This window comes from Sulfurirhabdus autotrophica, assembly GCF_004346685.1.
GTDB lineage: Bacteria > Pseudomonadota > Gammaproteobacteria > Burkholderiales > SMCO01 > Sulfurirhabdus > Sulfurirhabdus autotrophica.
In genome coordinates this window covers 226,848-246,431 of sequence record NZ_SMCO01000001.1, presented here as the reverse complement: position 1 = coordinate 246,431, position 19,584 = coordinate 226,848, and the positions used below count along the sequence as shown (strand labels likewise).

Here is a 19,584-nt window from a genome sequence, read left to right as displayed (position 1 = left end):
TGTGGTGTATAAAAATGCCGTCGTCAATAATATAATGTTATTATTTAATCACTTGGTATTTTTATGCCGTTTTATACACCACTTTTTAGTAAATCATTATGGACCATCTTGTTGTTCAGCCAAAGCTTATTGACCAGCTTAGGAATAAAATACGGCTTAAGCACTATAGTATAAGAACTGAAGATACTTATGCCGATTGGGTGAGGCGTTTTATCCTGTTTCACAAAAAGCGCCATCCAAAAGATATGGGTAAAAATGAGATTGAAGCATTTCTAACTTACCTGGCTGTAAACGGTAAAGTTGCAGCCTCAACACAAAATCAGGCTAAGAGCGCTATTCTTTTTCTATATAGAGAAGTTCTGGATATAGAGCTTCCCTGGCTGGACAGTATCGAAAGTGCTAAAACACCAAGCAGATTGCCTGTTGTGTTATCACCTATTGAGACCAAAGCTATTTTAGCTCACATGCCTCGAACTTATGGCTTATTAGGTAAATTACTTTACGGCAGCGGTATGCGATTAATGGAGTGTGTTCGGTTAAGGGTGAAAGATCTTGATCTTGATCGACGTGAAATCATTGTTCGTGAAGGCAAAGGGTTTAAAGACCGAATCACGATGTTGCCTGAATCTTTGGCTGAACCGCTAAAAGTACATTTGCTCAAGGTTCGCAGCTTGCATGAAGAAGATTTGGCTGAGGGCTATGGTGAGGTTTACCTGCCATATGCGCTTGCCAAAAAATACCCTCATGCAGCAAAGGAATGGGGGTGGCAATATGTGTTTCCTTCCATCAAGATTTCAGTAGACCCTCGCTCTGGATTGAAACGCCGGCATCACATCGATGAAAAAGGGGTTCAGCGCAGTATGAAGATTGCCACGCAGAAGGCAGGTATTGTAAAGCCGGCTACACCCCATACTCTGCGCCATAGCTTTGCAACGCATCTTTTGCAGTCGGGTTACGATATTCGAACTGTTCAGGAACTGCTTGGACACAAGGATGTGCAGACCACTATGATCTATACCCACGTGTTAAACAAGGGGGGACGTGGCGTGACCAGTCCGCTGGATATGTGAGGTTATTTAATAAAACCCCATAGTTTCATATATTTGCGTGTAACAATACAGATTGTTTGTTATTAAAAATGCGCCTTTTTTCTATTAAAATCATTTTTATATTTTCCTTTCGGCCGAAAGCCGAGGCGGGTGGATTTTAAACTGGGTCTTGATTGTGGTTCTTATCTGCTACTCCTGAATGAACCCTTTGGGTATACTCTTTATTTGGACAGTTTCTTAAATTATCCAATGTATGGAACAATTCTATTTTAGGAAGGTATATTGAAAAAGAAAGTGTTCGTTTCTGATTTGGCTCCAGGCATGTATGTGTGTGAGCTTGACCGCCCTTGGCTTGATTCGCCTTTTTTATTAGAGGGCATTCAAATCGAATCAGAAGAAGATATTGAGCAGCTTAAACGTCTATGTGAATTTGTTTTTATTGACCCGATCATTGGCGCAGATTTTACCCCTGTTCCCAGGCAAGGGGCTGTTAATGCTTCATCATCCATTCAATATGTAACGCAAAACAGCACTCGTTCTCAGCCACCTCATGTGGATGCAAAAGTGCCTGTAAAGAAGGCTGAGGCAACTAATAGCAAGACAGCTGTCAGTGATATTTGGCAATTTGATACGGTTGTTTACGAAGATAAGGCCGCTGTTGAAGAAGAGTTGGTTGTTGCAAAGGAAATTCATTTCAGGTCCAGTGAGTTTGTCCGAAGCATAATCCAGGATGTCCATAATGGCCGGGCATTGGATGCTGAGAAGGTCAAAGAAAACATCACAAGCATGGTAGATAGTATTTCTCGCAATCCGGACGCAATGCTTTTACTGACTAAACTGCGAGAAAAAGACACTTATTCTTATGGTCATGCAATCGATGTCTCGATTTACATGATTGCTTTTGGACGAAGTCTGGGATTGCCTAAACCTCAACTTTGTTTTTTGGGAATGGGTGGGTTACTGCTGGATGTTGGCAAAATCAAACTGCCGGATGGTTTGTTAGCCAAAAAAGGCAGTTTAAGTTTGGAAGAGTATGCGCTGGTTAAGCGCCATGTGGAATATGGTTTAGAGGTGGTTAAATCTTCTCATGAGATTTCTCCTGATGTGCTGGATATCATTGCTAATCATCATGAAAGACAAGATGGAAGTGGTTACCCAGAGGGGTTGGAAGGCGATGAAATCAGTATGTATGCCAGTATGGCTGGCATTGTGGATTGCTATCAGGCAATTACCGGCTCAAGACCTTATGCAGCGCCTATTTCTCCGTCAGATGCGCTGCAAAGATTATATGATTGGAAAGACAAGTTTTTTCATGGTGCCTTGGTAGAGCAATTTATCCAGTGCATAGGTATATACCCTGTTGGTAGCCTGGTGGAATTAAACTCAGGTGAAGTGGCTATCGTGATTGCGCAGAATCGTGTGCGTCGCCTTTTACCCAGGGTGCTGGTTATCCTTGATGGCAATAAAAAACCTTACAGTTATCCTGCTGCGCTTGATTTAATTAACCAGCCAAAAACCGTAGAAGAGATTCCTTATCAAATTATTCGGACTCTGGAGTACGGCATGTATGGTGTTGATCCCAGAGAATATTATTCCTAAGAATTTTTTTTGCAGAATTCCATGATTAGTAACCACACTCAATTGCTGGATTGCCTGGAGTCTGAAATTGCGTCAAACGCACTTTCCGATATGCGCCTTGCGCTGCTGATTTTGAAAATTGATGGCATGTACAAGCTGGATAGTTTGCTGGGATATCGTGCAGTTGACATGTTTGCCCATAAACTGGGATTTCGCCTGCAGGACGTGCTCCGCGACAAAGACATTCTTGGCAAGCTTGGGCGGGATGAGTTTTGCATGATTTTGCCGGGTATTTTTGGCGAAGGGCAAGCGGTTTTGGCTGCAAATAAAATTCAGCGTATGCTGGAATTACCCATTGAAATTGATGGCCACCAAGTTTATCCGTTATCTCGAGTAGGTATTGCACTGTTCCCTGAACATGGGAGCAAAGCAGAGCAGTTGCTGAAACAATCCATGTTAGCAACTCAGGAAGCGATTGTCCGTAAGGAATCATTTGTAATCTTTGATCCGGCTCATGAACAGTTAAATCGATTTATGTTTGAGCTGGAAATGGATTTACGCAAGGCCTTGGCGGAAAATGAATTAAGCTTGTGGTACCAACCTCAAGTCGACTTGAGAACGGGACGGATTGTTAGCTCAGAATCATTATTGCGCTGGACAAATGGTGCAAAAGGCTATGTTTCGCCAGGGATTATTGTCTCTGTTGCGGAAAAATCCGGATTAATTTCATCTCTTTCAACTTGGGTTGTGAATACTGCACTCAGGCAATGGTCTGAAAATCGTGCAGCCGGGCTGGATTTAACAATGTCCATTAATTTTTCAGTAAGCAATTTGCAAGAACGTGAACTGCCTGAGTTTGTTGATCAAGCATTGCGAACATGGAATGTACCCGCGGATAAGATCGTTGTTGAAATTACCGAAAGTGCTGTCATGGATGATTATGAAAAATCCATTGATACGCTAAAGCGTCTGAAAGAAATAGGGGTGAAACTTTCACTGGATGATTTTGGTACCGGATACTCTTCAATGTCTCATTTACGCATGTTGCCGCTGGATGAAATCAAGATTGATTTATCATTCATTAAAAATATGCTGCAACATAAAGACGATGAAAAAATTGTCCGCGCCATCATTGAACTGGGGCACAACTTTGATTTAGAAGTCATTGCTGAAGGCGTAGAAAACCAGGAAACAGCCGATCGGCTCAATGAAATTGGGTGTGACAAAATTCAGGGTTACCTTGTTAGCCCAGCATTGCCACGGGATCAGTTTCAAACATTTTGCGATGAATTTGGCGTTTCAGATTAGCATTTTTGTTCATTTTTTTGTTTGAATAGGCTTAAATAAATCAATAGGCTATATCTGAAAACGCTGTGAAATGAAGCTGAAATTGTATTTTATTCATGTGGTTAGTTCACCCAGTACAGACTGGTTGTTAAAATTTGAAAATCAAAGGTGATGAGTTTGGGCGAGATACCAGAAAATTTGGTTGAGATTAGAGATCTCCATTTTGCTTATGGCCCTCGTGAGGTGCTTAAGGGGCTTAATCTTTCTATTCCTAAAGGTAAAGTGGTTGCCATTTTAGGGGTAAGTGGCAGCGGGAAATCTACCTTGTTGCGCCATATTGGCGGGCAAGTGCGTCCAGCTAAAGGCAGCGTGAAATTCCAGGATAAGATTGTTCATGAACTGGATAACGATGATCTTTACGCGTTGCGCCGTGATATGGGAATGATGTTTCAGGTGAGTGGTTTGTTCGGCGATATGTCGGTTTTTGAGAATATTGCGTTTCCGATGCGTGAGCAAACTGATTTGCCTGATAGTCTGATTCGTGATCTGGTGTTGATGAAGCTTAACGCTGTTGGCTTACGCGGGGCTCATGATTTGATGCCGAGTGAACTTTCCGGCGGAATGGAACGCCGCGTGGCTCTGGCTCGTGCTATTGCGCTCGATCCGATGCTGATTATGTATGATGAACCTTTTGCCGGGTTGGACCCGATTTCGCTTAATGTGATTGCTAACCTGATTAGACAACTGAATGATGCGCTAGGCGTGACTTCAATTGTTGTAACCTATGATGTGTCTGAATCACTAAAGATTGCGGATTATGCTTACTTTATTCATGAAGGGGTGGTGGTGGCGGAAGGAAATGCCGCTGATATGATCACTTCTAAAGATCAGTTTGTGCATCAGTTTGTGCATGCTGAGCCGGATGGCCCAGTGGCCTTTCAATATGCTGCTGCGCCTTATACTGAGGACTTGAATGCCGACTCAATTGAGCCGAAGCCAATATAGAATGTGTAACTTCCGGATAAATCATGAATGATTTTGAAAATCGGGTGGAATCCCCATGTGTTCGTAACTGTTGTCTGAATGATGACGATGATTGTCTGGGGTGCTTTAGATCACTGAATGAGATCATGCAATGGAGCCAGGCGACAGATGAAGAACGCCGTGATTTTCTACTTAACGCCGAAAACCGTAGAAAGGCTTATAACCTGAAGTGGAATACAAACCGGTAATTAGCGCCAGCTAGCTTACACTATTAGCTTCACTGTATGCATAAAGCCATAAGTCATACATTCAAACAGCACTTACAACCGCTAGCTGTTATCTACCCATTACAAAAATTTGAATGCCAGTGCTGCAACAATGGTAGGTGGTATTGCAGAGAGCAATAACCCAATCGGATGTACTGTTTCGTCTTCAAAGTATTTGCGCAATATGGCGATCCCTGCGGGATTAGGGGCGTTAGCAATAATCGTCAAGCCTCCACCTGTTACTGCACCAGCAACCAGCGCATATTTAAAACCATCTGATAACCCATCAACCAGTGAGCCGAGGTATGTGAGTGCCGCATTATCGGTGACAGCGGTCAGTACAGTTGCGCCTAAAAATACCGCATCACTGCTCATGTTCATCAGTACAGGATGTAGCCACCATTGCTGCTGCCCACCCAATACAATCAAACCCGCCAGAAAAAAGGCTACCAGCAACCCTTCGCGCAGAATAAGGCGCTCTTGATGACGTTGGTAGGCGCTGGAAACACCCAAAAAGAAGAGAAACATGCCCATAAAAATGGCGGGGTGATGAGCAAAAACAACCACTCCTGTGAGAAAAGCAAGATGAACCAGTACCAGAGGCAAAGGAACCGGAGGATCATTGCTGACTTTGGCATTCATGGAAAGTCCGGTCAGTTCTTTGCGAAACAGCAAAGTAACACCTAATGCATTGATAACCACTGCAATGGCAGCTTTCCATCCAAACATGGTCATCATGAAGCCCACGTCCCAACCCCATGTGCTGGCAACCATGAGTACAGGTGGTGCGGCAAACGATGTAAGCGTACCGCCGATGGATATATTAACGAACAACACACCCAAAGTCGCGTACATGAGGCGCGATGAGATGCCGTTGGAATAAAAACGGTCCGCCAGAATCATGGCAGCCAGTGTCATGGCAGCAGGCTCTGTAATGAACGACCCCAGCAAGGGCACTACCGCTAAAACGGTAAAATAGTAACTCATGCTGCCAGGCCATGGGATAGCCCGAGCTACCATACGCACGCCAGCCATAGCTACCTGAAGGACTGCACGAGTGCCAGCGATTACCATAATGGCGAAAACAAACATGGGTTCTGTGAAATTGCGCGAGTCTATATACTGTATGGCTTCTGTTGTGCCAATGGTGGCAAACATGAACACCATTAATATCATTGCCCAGAAGCCAAAAACCACTTCGACTTCACCTAACAAATGCCATATTCCGGCATGGGCCGGCTGCGTATGTGCCAAGTGCTCAAAGAACTTGGTGGAGAAGGTGTGTATGAGAGCAACTGCAAATAACGTTGCGCCAATCAGTTGAATGGTAGTTGGTGTCAAAAACTTTTCCTTGGTGTATCAGACTGAGGCATTCTTTACTTTTTCGTCAGGGAGCTTGCAGTAAAGGCATAAATATATACCCGTAATTTACATTGATTGTCACAATTTTCCAAGCAGCAAGGAATTGGCTGACTTTAACCTGATTTATTTAACTATAGAAATAATTTGAAGAAATAGAAGAATTTTACGCTCGTATCTTGAGTTGAGCTCTCAAATAGTTTCAAGTTGTTGAAGACGTCAGCGTTTCTACACTGAGCATAATGATTTCAATTTCTTCTATGATTTCTTCCTGTCGCAGGGCGTTGTATTTTAATTTAAGTTGGCTGAGTTTTTTATCCATCTGGCGAATGGCGTTATCCATGTGTTCAAGCCGGTAGCGGTTTTCTACCATGAGCGAGCTGTATATGGTTTCGTGGAGGGCTGCATAGAGGTAGTGTTCTGTGAGCCCTGCGTAAAACTCCAACGGTGCAAGGTTGAGTAGCGGTGGGTGAGAATAATGCAGATCAGGTTGTGTGGTTTTGGGTAATGGCAACAGGCGCCGAACTTTAATACCGTTTGCTTCGTCGCTATGATAAAAAGCTGTAACCCCCAGTACAGTGCCTTGTGTCAGCGCCTTTTGCATTTCTACCAGACGGTTAGCTATTTGGGTGATGATGGGCTCTACTTCTTCCGTTACGCTGGCACCTTCAATGATTGTTACCAAAGAAGGTTGGTTGCGAAGCTTGGACTCAAGCCGGTTGCCAATTGCAACAATAGGAGGTTGGATCGTCATATCTGGCTGGTATGAGAATACCACTTCAACCAGTTTTTCATTGAAGTCACCACAGAATCCACGTTCTGATCCAATGACTAAATACACTTCGTTTATTGCTTTATGCTGGGGCAAGGTATTGCCATAAAAACTGACAAAATCGTTTGCGGCCAGTTCAATTGAAGCAACTGATTGTTGCTGGGACGTTAAAAATTGAGCGAGTTTTCTGGTTTCCATAAATGCCAGGTTTTTCATGGCACCCATAATGCTCTGAATTTCCCCCAGGCTTTCTACCCGCTGTTGAAGGTTACGCCGTCTGCTCATGGGTATTCTCAGTCAGCCATAGATGGACTGCGCTGTGCCATTGCTCTTTGCCGTCCGCGAGCTTCATCCCGGATGTTTCTACATCTTGCTGCAATCGTTTAAGTTGTTTTACGATTTGAGCGCGATCGAGGTTATCAAATAATCCTTCGTTATGGGCAACAAGCCAGGCCATTTGAAATTCAATTGATAGCGGGGCAAGCCGCTCTTGCTTAAGCAGTTCCCTGAGGGTTTGTCCGCGTTTTATTCTTGCGGCCATGCTTGCCTCCAGTCTTGACCCGAATCGGGTAAACACTTCCAGCTCAAGAAACTGCAAATAATCCAACTTCATTCGGCCAGCTTCGTTTTTGATAATGGGATGCTGTGCTTTGCCGCCAATGCGGGAAACAGATTTGGTTACATCAATGGCCGGTAAAAAACCCTGAGCAAATAGTTGTGTGTCCAGGTAAATCTGTCCATCGGTGATGGAAATGAGATTAGTAGGGATATAAGCTGCAATTTCCCCTTGCTCTGTTTCAACGATAGGCAAAGCTGTCATGCTACCGCCACCGTGGTGCGATGCAAGGCAGGTTGAACGCTCCAGAAGCCGCGCATGAAGATAGAAAATATCGCCCGGATAGGCTTCCCTGCCTGGTGGCCTGCGCAGTAACAGTGAGAGTTCCCGATAACTGCGCGCGTGGGTAGTGAGGTCGTCATAGATAATAAGCGTATCTTTACCTTGCCACATCCATGCCTCTGCTATCGCGCAACCTGCAAAAGGGGCAAGGTATTTTAGCCCCGGCATAGCAGTAGCTTCGGCAACCACCACTGTGGCGTACTCCAGCGCCCCTGCCTGGCGAAGGGTTTCAATAGTGCTTACCACTGAAGAGCGCTTTTGCCCAATGAGTACGTAGACACAGAGTACGTTTTTATCTTTTTGGTTAATTACCGTATCTAGCGCCAGTGCGCTTTTGCCGGTTCCATTATCGCCGATGATCAGCTGGCGCTGCCCTTTGCCAATAGGTACCAGCGTATCGACAATTTTCGATCCGGTATACAAGGGTGTATTGACAAAATCACGGCTGATGATGGGGGGGGAGAGGGTATCTAACTCCCTCTGGCAATCAAGGTCTGGCGCAGGTTTACCATCCAGCGGGGTGCCGAGGGAATCAACGACGCGCCCCAGCAACCCATCCCCCACGCCTATGCTGAGTTTTTTCTCTGAAAGATAGGCGGTTGTACCTGCTGTAAGCTGTTCTGTCTGCTTTAACAATATAGCGCCAATTCGCTCTTTCGCCAGGTGAAAGACCAATGCTTGACTACCATCTGCCAGATTAATGATCTCATCCATTTTGGCTGAAGGTAAACCGATTATCCAGGCAATCCCATCACCTACCGAAATAACCGTGCCTTGCTCTGAAATACGTGTGCGGAATTGATAGCTCTTTAGCCACTCTTTACGGATATCAAGTGGAGAATGCGAGTTTTCGGATAGTTTTTTTTCAGGAAGCACTGTGCCTGGAGTCCTTGAATAAAGCGAGCTCATCACGCAGGTTGGCATGCAATATCCATGGGCCTATGCTGACTTGCAAACCACAGAGAAGCGTGGGGTTCTCGCTGAAATTAACTGGTAATGTTTGGCCGATTAGCTCAGTTAGAAGTTCGCTTAATTCTGTGCGATGTAATTGGCTCAAAGGGTAGGCACTTTCTACTTTAATGAGTAAATCTGAAAGTTTGGAAGTGGATAAGAGTGATGACGCTTCCGCTGGTGTTAATTCTTGTAAATCCTCAATCAGTAAAGCGTACAGCTTGGCTTCCAGTTCTGGTGAAGCCAGGCGTGATAGAAGTGTGGCGGTAAATTGAGTAGCCTGGGTCAGTGCTCTTTCTTCAGTTGCGCGTTGCCATTCTTGTTGTCGTTTATCGTCTAAAGCGCGATTTTTTTCACGTATCTGTTCGGCTTCTTCTGTCAGTTCAGCCATCATATGCTCGCGTTTGGCATTTATTTCCTCGGTTAGCTTGATATGAAGAGCATCACGCTCTTTATCCCACGCTGCACGCTCCGTTTCATTTGCTGCCTTCAGGGTTAAGGCTTCTTCCTGAATTTTTGTTGAATTTGCCAGTGTTTCCTCAATGTACGATCGTCGTCGATTGATAGCGGCCAGTACCGGGCGATAAAAAAAATGCTTCAGGATCCATACCAGGACCAGGAAGTTAAGTATTTCCAGAAAAAATGTTGTCCAATCCAGTTCCACAGATTACATCCTGATTTAATGGGCTATTTAGGAAGCAGGTATTGCAATAGCGGGTTCCTGAAGAGTACTAGCAACACGATTACCAGCACGTAAATTGCCAGTGATTCGATCATGGCTAACCCGATGAAAAGGGTCCGGGTGATGGCTTTTTCTGCCTCGGGCTGCCGCGCCAAAGCATCTAACGCCTGACTGATGGCGCGCCCCATTGCAATGGCCGGAAACATGACGCCAATCGCAATGGCAAGCAATGCACCCAACGTGGAAAGTACTGTAAACAAGGTCATATCACTCATGTATTACTCCCGATTTATTGCCGATTTTATTCTTGTCTGGAATCATATGGTTATCTCTAAAACGTAATGGGAAATGCGGGAGAGGTGGTTAGGTATTATGTACCCCTATCCCCAGCCCTCTCCCACTAGGGGAGAGGGCGTAAATTTTTTCTTTTAAACTTAAAGTTAATAATTTAATAACAATATGTTACAGACTGTACTTTAAAAAATATTCATATATTTTGGCTAGAGTACTTCATATAAACCTGATTCATATTAATCAAAGGGTGATTATAACCATCAGCCCAATAACTTTCTAAATTCAATCCATTTCCCAAGTCAAAAAGCCCCACAAATAATACTAATTAGTTATTACTTAACAATGTACTATGCAAGACTTTTAGACACAACCTCATAGGCATCCTTAGATAAACCAGGTTGAGCCAAAATGCGTTGCAGTTGTGCTTTCATTAATATCTGGCGTTTTTCATCAAACTTGCGCCAGCGACTGAGCGCACCCAACATGCGTGCTGCAACGGATGGATTGAAAGCGTCGATCTGTAGTACTTTATCTGCCAGAAAGAGGTAACCATCACCGGAAGCATCATGGAATCGTACCGGGTTAGAGCGCGTAAGTGCACCGATTAACGAGTAAACCTTGTTTGGGTTCTTGATTTCAAATGCCGGATGAAGCGTCAATGCTTGCACCTCTGCCAGCGTTCCATGTAGTTGAGACATTGCTTGAAGTCCGAACCATTTATCCAGTACCAGCGGGTCATGGCGCCATTTTTCATAAAATGCCGCAAGGGCAGGCACCCGTTCTGCACAATCCTGATTAGCCAGTGTAATAAGTGCTGCTATGCTGTCAGTCATGTTGTTGGCAGTTTCAAACTGTTGCATGCACAGCCTGCGAGATGCGGTGTCATTCAGTGTCATCAGATAACTGAGAGCAAGGTTTTTCAGGCTACGCTTAGCTACACTTTCTGATTCAAAGCGATATGCACCAGAATCACTGTTGGTTTTATAGGTTTTCTCAAAAGCGCCTTTAAGGCGCTCTGCCAGTGTTTTGCGAACAAATTCTCTTGCTAGATGGATGCCCTCTACATCTACTGTGGTCATTAATTCGGCCAGGTAAAGTTCACTGGGCAAGGTAAGTAATTGCGCTACCAGTGCCGGATCAAGGTTGCTTTCGAGGGATTTGGCTACGGCTTGCACAAAAGTATCGTCCAAGGTCATTTCTTTACCGTTTCGATATGCAGCGACAAATCCTAAAATAATTTCCCCCGCTAGTCGTTGGCCTGCTTCCCAGCGGTTAAAGGCATCACTGTCGTTGGCAAGCAAAAAGGCTAATGCTTCGTGGCTGGTTTTTGAGTGTAACTTTACCGGTGCTGAAAAACCTCGGAGTAATGATGGCAGGGGCTGCTGAGCGACATTGATAAAACGATAGTCCTGTTCTGCCTGACATAATTCCAGTACGCGGGATGTTCCTGCAGCTTGTGTCTCGCCTTCCAGTTGCAATGGCACATCATTACCCTGATCATCCAGCAAACCCATTGCGATTGGCAGATGAAAGGGTTCTTTGTGTGGCTGACCCGGTGTGGCAGGGCAGGTTTGTTTAATTGTCAGCGTATACACTTGTTTTTCTTGGTCGTATTGTCCTTCTGTGGTTATTTCAGGTGTACCTGCCTGAGTATACCAACGTCTGAACTGGGTGAGATCCCTGTTGTTAGCACTTTCCATGGCTTTAACAAAGTCATCGGTGGTAACAGCCTGGCCATCGTGGCGTTCAAAATACAAATCCATACCCTTGCGGAAGCCCTCTTGCCCCAGTAGCGTGTGCATCATGCGTATGACTTCCGCACCTTTGTTGTAGATGGTGCTGGTGTAGAAATTACCGATTTCAATATAAGAATCCGGGCGGACAGAGTGCGCCATAGGGCCCCCATCTTCCGGAAACTGAATGGTGCGTAACGAACGTACATCGTTGATGCGCTTTACCGCACGGGATGACATATCTGCAGAAAACTCCTGATCCCGAAATACGGTGAGACCCTCTTTCAGGCTGAGTTGAAACCAGTCTCGGCATGTCACGCGGTTGCCTGTCCAGTTATGAAAATACTCATGGCCTATTACGCTTTCAATCCCGTCAAAATCTGCATCAGTAGCGGTTTCTGGTTTAGCTAGCACGTATTTGGAGTTGAACAGATTGAGGCCTTTGTTCTCCATTGCCCCCATGTTGAAGTCATCTACTGCTACGATCATGTAAATATCCAGATCGTATTCCAGTCCAAAAGTTTCCTCGTCCCAGCGCATGGCTGCTTTAAGGGAATGCATGGCGTGTTCGGTTTTATCCAGATTGTGATGTTCTACATATATGCGCAACGTAACACTACGACCGGAGCATGTAACAAATGTATCTTCCAAAAAAGACAGGTCACCGGCCACCAGCGCAAACAGGTAGCTGGGCTTTTTAAATGGGTCTTCCCACTTTGCCCAATGCCTGTTTCCTTCCAGTTTTCCATGGTCTACTAAATTGCCGTTGGAAAGTAGTTGTGGATACTTGGTATCGGCGACAATGGTTGTGGTGTATTTGGCCATAACGTCTGGTCGGTCGAGGAAATAAGTAATCTTGCGGAAACCTTCAGCTTCACATTGTGTACAGAAGTGCCCACCGGATTTATATAACCCTTCCAGAGCTTTATTTTCCTGGGGTTTGATCTCGGTCACAACTTCCAGTGTGAATGATTCCGGCAGATCGGAAACAGTCAGATTTTCATTCGTAACCTGATAACCCGCAGCTGGCAATAGCTGATCATTTAGTTTCACTGAAATCAGTTTCACTTTTTCGCCATGGAGCACCAGCGGTTTAGCACCTTGTGAGCGGTCGTGGTTACAAATCATGGCGAGGCGAGAAGTAACGCGGGCGTGATCTTCAAAGAGATCAAAATGCAGATCAACTGTATCAATCAGGTAAGCTGGTGCTGTGTAATTTTTTAAATAAATAGCCTTGGGTGCATCTGTCATTATTTTATCTGGTGCGTTCATGAATCATTCCGTTACGATTTAGTTTCTTTGGTTAGAATTGAAGCGAGCGAATCAGCTTTTCGTTCGCTAGAGATTGCCGAAGGGCAATTTTGGTTCTGTAAGTTCAGTGTGAGATGACTCAATTTACATATTCCACGGATTAACTACTACCAATCCTGGAAACTTAAAGTCTTTTTCGTTACGCGTTACCAGCCTCAAGTCATGTTGTAGCGCAGTTGCAGCTAGCAGGCTATCTACAGCGGGCAGAGGCCGATCCGCTTCGGCTAGCATCCGTCCCCATCTGTCTGCCACGGCTGCATCTATGGGAAGTAAATTGTTGCCAAACCATTTATGCAAGTCATTCTCAAGCCACAAGCGTAGTTTTTCACGACGAGCAATGTCTGGCAGCTTTTCCACGCCTTTGCGTAACTCCCCCAACGTCAATACGCTAATGTAAAGTGCCGAATCAGGCATTCCGTCAAACCATTCCACTACACGCGCTTCGGGTTTCGCGCGTACAAGTTCATAAATGACATGAGTGTCAATCAGATAACTCAAAGACCAGCCTCGCGTGTAAGGGAGCTATCCCTGTCCAACTCAAGTTCCACAACATGTAATGGGGATTCGCTAAGAAAAGCGATGAACCCGGGTTTGGGTTGGATCAGTCGTTCATAATCCGAGTGGGACAGCACAACTGCAGTTGGGTGACCTCGCAGGGAAATATCCTGAGGCCCTTCATTAAGCGCTTTCTTAATTACTTCGCTCAAACGGGCTTTAGCTTCTTGAAGTTGCCATATTTGCATGATATTTCCTTTAAACAAACTAGTCAGTCTAGTCATTTTATATTTACTAGAATAGCTTAGCAAGGTTCATTTTAGTTAACGGCTAAGCCACACTAAGTAGCAATACTTTTAGTTTTAGTGAGTTCTTGCGATTGTATTGCGCCGGAAACATAGATTAACGCAAGCATACCAAATATATAAGCCTGTACCAGCGCTTCCACAATATGCAGCATTAGTAGTGGTATGGGTACAAGTGGGCCAGCTACCAGAAGTACCAGCAAGGCAGCCATCTCAAGGCTCATCATATTGCCAAATAGCCGAACTGCGAGGGCAACTGTACGTGAAATCTCGCTAATGATATGGAATGGCAGCAAAAGCGGGCTGGGACTCATGTAGTGTCGCATATAAGTACTGAATCCATCACTGCGGATACCGTACCAGGGCACAGAAAGAAACACTAATGTGGCGAGTGCAGCAGTGACAGACAGATTACTGGTAGGAAAGGGAATGCCGGGGATTAAGCCGATCAGGTTGGCTATCAGAATATAAATCCATAACGTACCGATGAAAGGCAGCAACATTTGCGCTTTATGCGGCAATACGGCCTGAATAGCATCTTCTATTGCAGAAACAATGCCTTCCAGTACTGTTTGCAAGGGGCCGGGATCAAGTACCATGTTTCGAGTGGCAAGCCACGAGAAAAGACCCAGCCCAACCATGATTCCCCAGGTAACGACGATAATATTTGAGATGCCAAATGGTCCGATATGGAACAGTATCACTGCCTTTTCCATTATTCGTGCTCCCGAACGAACATATAGACATTAAATATCCCCACCCCTATACCTAACGCGATGAGTCCGACTGTCCATTTGTATGAATAACCCGCATCCATATTGTCCAGCCAGTTACCCAGGTATGCGCCGCCAATGACGGGTAACACAAAGAGTAAAGCAAGGGTACCCAGATAGATTGTCTGGGCAACTAAAGAATCTTGTTCGCTTTCTGCCTGTTGCATCCGTTTGGCTTGCTGCTCCACCTTGTGCCTGAGTTTATCGTTGCTTCCCATCATCTTATCCAATTTGCTTCTTCAGCATAGCTCAACTGGCTACGCGTTGCATCTGCCACATACGCCGCAACATTTCCTGCTCAAGCCGCGTAATGCTTTCTTTTACAGTGTGCAGTAATTCTTCCTCGTCCATTAATTCCTTCAGGAGCGCATTGCTGATTCGCTGGTAGTCTGTGTCCAAGTAGTAATGGCGTGTAGTGATATACAGCCCATTGCCAACGAAGTAGACCACAGCACCTGGCAAAGCAAGATATATCCACTTTTCTTCCCGCGTGCGATAACGTGCTAAACCATAGGACAGTATAGTCATCATACGCTCGTGCCCGGCCTGAATCCCGAAGCTGCCTGATTCATCTTGTCCTACGAAACTTGCTACATCTTCAATCTGCTGTGATTGAGTAGGACTTTGCAAATGGATAACAAATGAGGTCATTGACCAGAATTCTTCATTGTGCCGCGCATGTAGCATTTTTCTTCAGGTGTATTATCGTAATCACCACGCAAGAAAGCCTCGCAGTCTGTCAGCGTATCGGCCAAGGGTACGGATACGCCCTTGATTCCCGTGTGCTCTGTCACCACATGAAAAGGCTGGGTTAAATAGCGTTGAAGTCTGCGTGCTCGCAATACAATTCGGTGATCTTCTTCAGATAGTGATTCCACACCGAGCATGGCTATGATGTCTTCAAGCTCATGGTATCGTGCCAGATGTTCCCGAACTGCAGAGGCAACTTCATAATGCCGCTCTCCCAGAAATGATCTATCCATGACTTTACTCATGGATAGCAACGGATCAACTGCAGGATAAATCCCTTTGCTGGCCTGGTTTCTTGATAAAATAACCACTGTGTCCAGATGGGTGAGAATCGTGCTTACAGCCGGGTCGGTCATGTCATCCGCTGGCACGTATACGGCTTCTACAGCGGTGATATTCCCTTTGCGGGTAGAGATAATACGGTCCTGCAATTCTGCTACTTCGCTCATGAGAGTTGGCTGGTAGCCCACAGTAGCGGGCATACGGCCGAGCAGCCCTGATATTTCACTGCCTGCCTGTACAAAACGGAAAACGTTGTCCATAAGAAACAGGACTTCTGTTGAGAGTGTATCGCGCAAGTATTCTGCATAGGTAAGTGCAGATAAACCAACGCGAAAACGCACTCCTGGCGATTCATCCATCTGCCCGAATACCATGAGTGTGCGCGGCATTACGCCTGCATCCTGCATTTCATGCCACAGTTCATGCCCTTCGCGAATGCGTTCTCCTACACCTGCAAATACCGACACACCTTGGTGCAAATTAACAATGGCGTGCATGAATTCCATGATCAATACGGTTTTGCCAACACCCGCGCCACCAAACAGCCCTGTTTTTCCTCCCTTTACAAATGGGCAGAGCAAATCGATTACCTTGATTCCGGTTTCCAGAATGCCGCTTGCAGCAATACTTTCCGAGAGTGGTGCAGGGGGAGTGATAATACGCCGGAATTCTGTCGCTGGAAACGGCTCGCCACCATCCAGCGGTGCACCAAACAAATCAATCAGGCGCCCAAGGCAATCCGGTGTAACAGGCACTTCTAAAGGGCCGCCACTATCATAAACCTTTTGCCCGCGTTTAAGTCCGCTGGTGCGATGCAGGGTAATAGCGCGCACTCTGCGCTCATCCAGGTGGCGATGCACTTCAAAAACAAAGTGTTCATGATCAAACGAGGTAAACAATGCCTGATGCAGGGGAGGGAGGCGGTCGCACATAATATCCACGACCGGTCCGTGGACTTCTTCTATCACACCGATTAAATTACCCGCAGGTTCGGTTATGTCTGTAACTGTTTGCAATAACGCACCCCAATTTCAGATAAACATTTCATTTTATTACAGGCTTGGTAAGTGACAGTTTATCACTGCAGCGGGTAATGAGTGCGATAGCAGCAGTATTTTAATTATCCTGTCCTGTTGAAAAGTGCTAGCGTGATATCACGTGCAACAGCATGATCAACTATGGGTAAAGGATAGTCTTTTCCGATGGTAATTCCGCATATCTGTTGCTGTGCAGGCGACAACTTCCATGGAGTATGGATTGCCTTAGAGTCGCAATTAGTCAACTCCGGCACATATTTACGGATAAAATCGCCTTCGCGATCAAATTTTTCTGATTGGGTAACGGGATTAAAAATACGGAACCAGGGCTGTGAATCGCATCCCGTTGAGGCCGCCCACTGCCAACCGCCATTATTGGCTGCAAGATCATAATCCAGCAGTTTTTGCGCAAAGTAGTGCTCGCCTTTTTTCCAGTCCACTTGCAAATCTTTTACCAGAAAAGAAGCAGCTACCATACGTAGCCGGTTGTGCATGTAACCAGTCTGGTTAAGTTGGCGCATGGCTGCATCCACCAAAGGGTAACCCGTTTGGCCTGTGCACCAGGCTTTGAAATGAGAGTCTGTGCCAGGCCACTTGATCTTGTCGTACTTTTCCTTAAAGGCATGGCTGACAACATGAGGATAGTGATACAAAATCATCTGATAAAAGTCGCGCCAGATGAGTTCACTTAACCAGGTTTGTGCACCAGGCCCAGATTGAGTCAGGGCAAAATTAACTAACGCTCTGATCGAAATAGTGCCAAATCGCAAATGAACGGATAAATACGATGGCCCTTTAGCCGAAGGAAAATCCCGCCACTCATGATAATGTGCTATACGTTGCTTGAAATTTTCAAATAATGTATTGGCTCCGCTCATGCCGGTGGAAAATTTTAAATCAGCCTTTTCAAAGCCGAGTTCTGCGAGGGTTGGAATCGGGCTGGATTGTGGAACTAGTGATGAAATGTATTGATCAACCGGATAGGCTTGAATTGCAGAAGCATCCAGTTTTTTTAACCAGGCATTCTTGTAAGGAGTAAATACGTTATAGGCGCTGCCACTTTGGGTCAGCACTTCATTTTTTTCAAAGATCACCTGATCTTTGAAAGTATGAATATCAACACCTTGCTGTTGTAAAAGCTGCTTTATCCTGTCGTCACGGCCTAACGCGTCTGGATCATAATCATGATTGAAATAAAGCGCATTGACGCCTAATTCTTCCACTAGATCCGTTATTTCTCCTATTGCGCTGCCATGGCGAATAATCAGTCCTCCACCCAGTTTTTCCAAGGCTTGCTGCAATTCACGAACGCTTTGCCAAATGAAGTCAATTCGACGGTCTGCTTGATCTGACAAGTTCGCCAGAATATCCGTATCAAAAACAAATACACAATACACTTGAGTACTGTTTTTCAAGGCATGGTAAAGAGCCGCATGATCAACACACCTTAGATCACGACGGAACCAGCATAAAGATTTTTTGTATTTAAAACCCATAATTATTATGTTGTTGTGAGTTAAAATGTATATACATATGCTTTTATGTGAATGCGTAAAGAAACATTTTCTGGATTCATTTCAGCGTTAATGAATAATATCACCCGTTACGATGAGGAAACCACCAAGAGGAAGACGGTGATACATTATTGCCTCAATACTTCTTGCCATAATATTACCGCCTGGGAGATAAATTGCAGAGCGAATCTGCAGATTGGTCACAGGCAAACCTAAGAACAGTTGAGGCACTTCTGAAACTGAATGCCAATGTGCACCCTTATAAGCACCAGATCCACCATTTTTGCCTTTCTGCTGAAAAAGCAGACTATGGCGATTCAGAAGACCGAGTGCTATGCGACTCTCCGTGACACGCACCATTTCAGAAACAGCTAAAGTCTGATCCTTTATAAAACAGAGAGATGTAATGGCAGAACAATATTTGAAAGAACGATCAGAAAAGGGCAGGGCGACGGCATCACCACGAATGTAGCGCTCATCAGCTACACGATGCAAATACGCATAGTCAACCATCGCCTGATTCGGGTCTAAACCTGTGACCCGTATACCATCCCTCACAAAGCGCCGGGTGAAGTATCCTGTACCGCATCCAACATCGACAATGCTTGATCCAGGTTCTGCCTGAAGAAGTGCACGTATTAGTTGGTATTCCGTCTGACCAATCCAATTACCCCTTGGTGTTAGATACCAGGCATCATATGTATCAGGAGTCACTCAAGTCTCCCCAATTCCTGCGGTTAAGTCTAAAGAAACAAAAATAATATACAGAGCGTCTTTAGCGGCTCGAATAGATATTAATGTTTGGCAGGCAGTGACGCGCGACGATTAGCATCGAATCCACCCTTACTTTTCCATTCACTATAACCGCCTTGTAAAATTCGTACATTATCCATGCCAGCCACACGCAGTGCAAAACCAGCCTGAGCTGAAAGCGAACCGGTATTGCAGTAAATCAGTACTGGTTTATCCTTGGGTAATTCTGCGCGTTTTGCTAACACTTGTCGCCACTCAATATTGATTGACCCAGGAATATGATCCTTTTGATATTGATCAGCATCGCGCGCATCAATTACATAGAATCTTTTCCAATCTTCAGAGGGAATTTGCTCTGGAAAAATGGTTGCGCCACCATAATCAACAAAATCCAGATATTCTTCCATCGTCTTTACGGTTGCACTGTCTGCTCCGTAAGAAGGTAATGCAGCTAACACCAATCCCAGAAATAAAATGCCTATACTAAGTGTTCTGTTTATCTCGATCATGC

20 protein-coding genes are annotated in these 19,584 nt (G+C 45.1%); 5 read left to right on the top strand and 15 right to left on the bottom strand.

The window, feature by feature from the left end; all coding sequences use genetic code 11:
• The first annotated feature begins 98 nt into the window (after positions 1-98).
• From EDC63_RS01260 to EDC63_RS01240, 5 genes are all read left to right on the top strand, one after another.
• A complete protein-coding gene (locus EDC63_RS01260; RefSeq protein ID WP_124947754.1) occupies positions 99-1,070 on the top strand; it encodes an integron integrase in 972 nt (323 codons plus the stop codon).
• A 261-nt stretch (positions 1,071-1,331) separates the two neighbouring features.
• Positions 1,332-2,648 carry an HD-GYP domain-containing protein gene (locus EDC63_RS01255; protein ID WP_124947755.1) on the top strand — a complete coding sequence of 439 codons (1,317 nt, stop codon included), beginning with the start codon at positions 1,332-1,334 and terminating at the stop codon, positions 2,646-2,648.
• 21 nt (positions 2,649-2,669) lie between these two features.
• Positions 2,670-3,935, top strand: a complete 1,266-nt coding sequence (locus tag EDC63_RS01250; protein ID WP_124947756.1) for a putative bifunctional diguanylate cyclase/phosphodiesterase — start codon at positions 2,670-2,672, stop codon at positions 3,933-3,935.
• Between the two features lie 156 nt (positions 3,936-4,091).
• Positions 4,092-4,919, top strand: coding sequence for an ABC transporter ATP-binding protein (locus EDC63_RS01245; protein ID WP_223248437.1), 828 nt, complete (start codon positions 4,092-4,094; stop codon positions 4,917-4,919).
• Between the two features lie 23 nt (positions 4,920-4,942).
• Positions 4,943-5,146, top strand: a complete 204-nt coding sequence (locus EDC63_RS01240; RefSeq protein ID WP_124947758.1) for a DUF1289 domain-containing protein — start codon at positions 4,943-4,945, stop codon at positions 5,144-5,146.
• 99 nt (positions 5,147-5,245) lie between these two features.
• Here EDC63_RS01240 and EDC63_RS01235 read toward each other — a convergent pair whose 3' ends face one another.
• From EDC63_RS01235 to EDC63_RS01165, 15 genes are all read right to left on the bottom strand, one after another.
• Positions 5,246-6,505, bottom strand: a complete 1,260-nt coding sequence (locus tag EDC63_RS01235; protein WP_124947759.1) for a putative Na+/H+ antiporter — start codon at positions 6,503-6,505, stop codon at positions 5,246-5,248.
• A 220-nt stretch (positions 6,506-6,725) separates the two neighbouring features.
• Positions 6,726-7,580: a F0F1 ATP synthase subunit gamma gene (locus tag EDC63_RS01230; RefSeq protein ID WP_124947760.1), complete on the bottom strand. Its 855-nt coding sequence runs from the start codon at positions 7,578-7,580 to the stop codon at positions 6,726-6,728.
• Positions 7,564-9,069 (bottom strand): F0F1 ATP synthase subunit alpha, encoded by a 1,506-nt coding sequence (locus EDC63_RS01225; protein WP_223248438.1) that lies wholly within the window; start codon positions 9,067-9,069, stop codon positions 7,564-7,566. The genes EDC63_RS01230 and EDC63_RS01225 overlap by 17 nt, the downstream gene beginning before the upstream one ends.
• Positions 9,059-9,808: a F0F1 ATP synthase subunit delta gene (locus EDC63_RS01220; protein ID WP_124947761.1), complete on the bottom strand. Its 750-nt coding sequence runs from the start codon at positions 9,806-9,808 to the stop codon at positions 9,059-9,061. Before EDC63_RS01220 ends, EDC63_RS01225 begins: the two co-directional genes overlap by 11 nt.
• 23 nt (positions 9,809-9,831) lie before the next feature.
• The gene (gene atpE / locus EDC63_RS01215; protein ID WP_124947762.1) at positions 9,832-10,101 is read right to left on the bottom strand and encodes an ATP synthase F0 subunit C; all 270 of its coding nucleotides are present in this window, start codon (positions 10,099-10,101) and stop codon (positions 9,832-9,834) included.
• A 366-nt stretch (positions 10,102-10,467) separates the two neighbouring features.
• The gene (gene pepN / locus EDC63_RS01210) at positions 10,468-13,125 is read right to left on the bottom strand and encodes an aminopeptidase N (RefSeq protein WP_223248439.1); all 2,658 of its coding nucleotides are present in this window, start codon (positions 13,123-13,125) and stop codon (positions 10,468-10,470) included.
• 123 nt (positions 13,126-13,248) lie between these two features.
• The gene (locus tag EDC63_RS01205) at positions 13,249-13,662 is read right to left on the bottom strand and encodes a type II toxin-antitoxin system VapC family toxin (protein ID WP_124947763.1); all 414 of its coding nucleotides are present in this window, start codon (positions 13,660-13,662) and stop codon (positions 13,249-13,251) included.
• Positions 13,659-13,907, bottom strand: coding sequence for a type II toxin-antitoxin system Phd/YefM family antitoxin (locus EDC63_RS01200; RefSeq protein WP_124947764.1), 249 nt, complete (start codon positions 13,905-13,907; stop codon positions 13,659-13,661). Before EDC63_RS01200 ends, EDC63_RS01205 begins: the two co-directional genes overlap by 4 nt.
• A gap of 92 nt (positions 13,908-13,999) precedes the next feature.
• The gene (locus EDC63_RS01195) at positions 14,000-14,680 is read right to left on the bottom strand and encodes a F0F1 ATP synthase subunit A (RefSeq protein ID WP_124947765.1); all 681 of its coding nucleotides are present in this window, start codon (positions 14,678-14,680) and stop codon (positions 14,000-14,002) included.
• Positions 14,680-14,955, bottom strand: a complete 276-nt coding sequence (locus tag EDC63_RS01190) for an AtpZ/AtpI family protein (protein WP_124947766.1) — start codon at positions 14,953-14,955, stop codon at positions 14,680-14,682. Before EDC63_RS01190 ends, EDC63_RS01195 begins: the two co-directional genes overlap by 1 nt.
• Before the next feature lie 31 nt (positions 14,956-14,986).
• Positions 14,987-15,388: a F0F1 ATP synthase subunit epsilon gene (locus tag EDC63_RS01185; RefSeq protein ID WP_124947767.1), complete on the bottom strand. Its 402-nt coding sequence runs from the start codon at positions 15,386-15,388 to the stop codon at positions 14,987-14,989.
• Entirely contained in the window at positions 15,385-16,785 is a 1,401-nt protein-coding gene (gene atpD, locus EDC63_RS01180; RefSeq protein WP_223248440.1) for a F0F1 ATP synthase subunit beta, read from the bottom strand. Before atpD ends, EDC63_RS01185 begins: the two co-directional genes overlap by 4 nt.
• 104 nt (positions 16,786-16,889) lie before the next feature.
• A complete protein-coding gene (locus EDC63_RS01175) occupies positions 16,890-18,302 on the bottom strand; it encodes a cryptochrome/photolyase family protein (RefSeq protein ID WP_124947768.1) in 1,413 nt (470 codons plus the stop codon).
• Positions 18,303-18,389: 87 nt separating this feature from the next.
• Positions 18,390-19,034, bottom strand: a complete 645-nt coding sequence (locus tag EDC63_RS01170; protein ID WP_124947769.1) for a class I SAM-dependent methyltransferase — start codon at positions 19,032-19,034, stop codon at positions 18,390-18,392.
• A gap of 80 nt (positions 19,035-19,114) precedes the next feature.
• Positions 19,115-19,582 carry a rhodanese-like domain-containing protein gene (locus EDC63_RS01165; protein ID WP_124947770.1) on the bottom strand — a complete coding sequence of 156 codons (468 nt, stop codon included), beginning with the start codon at positions 19,580-19,582 and terminating at the stop codon, positions 19,115-19,117.
• Positions 19,583-19,584: the final 2 nt, after the last annotated feature.